Below are 2,268 nucleotides of genomic sequence, written 5' to 3'. Positions count from 1 at the left end.
CCGCGTATGCCCAGCGCCTCGGCACCGGGCGTGTCCTGCACGAAGCGCAGCACGGCCAGCAGCGCGGGGGCATCGGCCTCTGTCAGGGCCACACGGCGCACATCGCTGGCGCGGATGAAGCCGCCGCGCTCGCGCTTGTGGTCCCAGACCTGGAGGTAGTCCAGGCGTTCGCCCCTGATCTCCAGCACCTCGCCCTGCCACAGGCTGGCCTGCTGCTGGGCGCCATCGCGCGGCGCGGCGCGCAGGCTGGCCTGGTCCTGCACCACGATGGCGCTGCCCATGCCGGTGGCCAGCGCTGCGGCGGCCAAGGTCGATACGGTCAGCATGGCTTATTGCTCCTGAACGGCTGCGTTGGCATCTTCGGCCGCCACGGAGGCTGCGCCGGCCTGTGCATTGCGGCTGCCGCCCAGCAGGGCCGCGCCGATGAAGTCGCCATTGGTCGGCGGGGGCGCGATGATGACCTGGATCTTGTCCGAGAGCTTGTCGGCCAGCGTCTTCTGGATGAGCAGCGGGTAGCGCGTGACCAGGGTACCTTCGCGCGCCATCTGCTCGGCGTTGACCTTGCCCAGGCGGTCCATGCGGAAGGCCTCGGCCTCGGCCAGCTTCTGGCGTGCATCGGCTTCGCCATTGGCCTCGATGCGGCGGGCCTGGGCGCTGCCCTCGGCAGCTTTCACGCGGGCCACGCGCTCGGCCTCGGCCTCCAGCTGGCGCTGCTCGATCTGGCGCTGCTTGAAGGGCAGCACATGCTTCATGGCCTCTTCCTGGGCACGCGCCGCAATCACCTGCTCGCGTGCGGCGGCTTCGGCGGCCACTTCGCGGCGCACCTTGTCGGCATTGGCGTCCAGCTCGGTTTCCTTGACGCGCTTGTCCTTGAGCTCCAGCGTGTAGCGCATCTTCTCGGAGGCCAGTTCCTCGGCCAGCAGGCTGTCCATGCCGCGGCGGTACTCGGCGGGCAGGTCCACCTTGCCGATCTGGATGCTGCGCAGCGTCACGCCGTCGGCCGCCAGGCGCGTGCGCAGTTCGGTTTCCATGATCTGGGCGATCTCGGCACGCTTGGTCGAGAAGATCTCGCGCACGGTGTAGCGTGCGAACACCTTGTAGACCAGGCCCTGCACGGCGGGCTCCACGATGTCGCCGCCTATGTCCAGAGGCAGGTTGCCGGCCTTGACGGCGGGCGATGCGGGATCAAGCGCATAGCGGACGTTCAGGTCCAGACCCAGGGACAGGCCCTCGACCGACTGCAGGGGTGCGCTGCCATTGGCCTGGCGCATGGCCTCCGGACGGTAGCTCTGGTCGCGCAGGGAGAACACGCGCACCGTGTGCAGGCCCGGCACCACCCACACGCTGCCATCGCGCCACAGGCTGACGGAGCCCGTGAACTGGTTCAGGCGCACGCCCAGCGTGCCCTGCTCCAGGTGCTGCACGGGCGGGTTGCGCACCACCACCAGGCCGGCTGCCACCACCACGACGCCGATGGCCAGCCAGCGCACGGTACGTGCCGTGGGCAGCAGGACTGCCCAGTCCACGGGCTGGCGGCGGGGCGCGTTGCCCGGCAGCGTGCCGGCGTCGGCTGCGGGCTCGGAGGAATCGGCAGGGCCGGCTCCGTCCAGGCGGGCGGACTTGCGACCCGTCAGGGCCTGCATGATGCGGTTCCAGGTGGCTTTCATGGTGTTCTCTCTCTCGGCTGTGATGGCTGTTGTTGGCTGTTGTTGGCTGTTTCTGAGGCACCGGAAACAGGGGTGGCTCATTGAGGACCGATTGTTCGGATCCACCCCGGAAGCAACAACGCAGCGCACGGACCAAAGCGCTCACACCGGCGGCGCAAACGCTCCGGCCCTGGAAGAAAAACTCACACCCGGGCCGGCGCAGGGCCGAGATAATCCCGCGAACACCGCCACGGCGGCCTCCCCGACCCCACCCCTGCACAGCCCCATGACCCGTATCGCCGTGATCGAAGACGACCTGCCCACCAGCAACCAGTTGGCGGGATGGATACGCAGTGCGCGCAGCGGCATCGTGATCGACCAGTGGTTCACGCGCGACGAGGCCGAGGCCGCCCTGGCGCGCGAGCACTACGACGCCGTGGTGCTGGACATCGAGCTGGGCCGCGAGCGCCATGCCGGCGTGGCGCTGATCAACGCCATCAACAAGCTGGGCCAGGGCACGCCGGTGCTGGTGGTGTCGGCCATGCCGGCCGCCATCTACCGCAGCATCATGAAAGCGCTGGACGCCTGGGACTACCTGCAAAAGACCACCTTCGAGACGCGG

The 2,268-nt window shown here is 69.0% G+C and carries 2 protein-coding genes and 1 pseudogene; 1 reads left to right on the top strand and 2 read right to left on the bottom strand.

What is annotated here, in order from left to right; genetic code table 11:
- Together L995_RS05750 and L995_RS05745 are read right to left on the bottom strand one after the other, a co-directional pair.
- Positions 1–326 (bottom strand): annotated as a pseudogene (locus tag L995_RS05750) (hypothetical protein); the annotation flags it as partial.
- A 3-nt stretch (positions 327–329) separates the two neighbouring features.
- Entirely contained in the window at positions 330–1,667 is a 1,338-nt protein-coding gene (locus tag L995_RS05745) for an SPFH domain-containing protein (protein ID WP_047470060.1), read from the bottom strand.
- A gap of 265 nt (positions 1,668–1,932) precedes the next feature.
- Here L995_RS05745 and L995_RS05740 point away from each other — a divergent pair.
- Positions 1,933–2,268 (top strand): response regulator (locus tag L995_RS05740; RefSeq protein ID WP_047470057.1); only part of this gene is annotated, 336 nt, incomplete at its 3' end.

This window comes from Delftia sp. ZNC0008 (assembly GCF_000799035.1).
Classification (GTDB): Bacteria; Pseudomonadota; Gammaproteobacteria; order Burkholderiales; family Burkholderiaceae_C; genus Comamonas; species Comamonas tsuruhatensis.
Note: the sequence above shows the minus strand (reverse complement) of the source record. Positions and strands in the feature narration are given on the sequence as shown.

Coding starts and splice junctions, on each gene's coding strand:
- L995_RS05745 (WP_047470060.1), bottom strand. CDS start 1,667: ATGAAAGCCACCTGGAACCGCATCATGCAGGCCCTGACGGGTCGCAAG.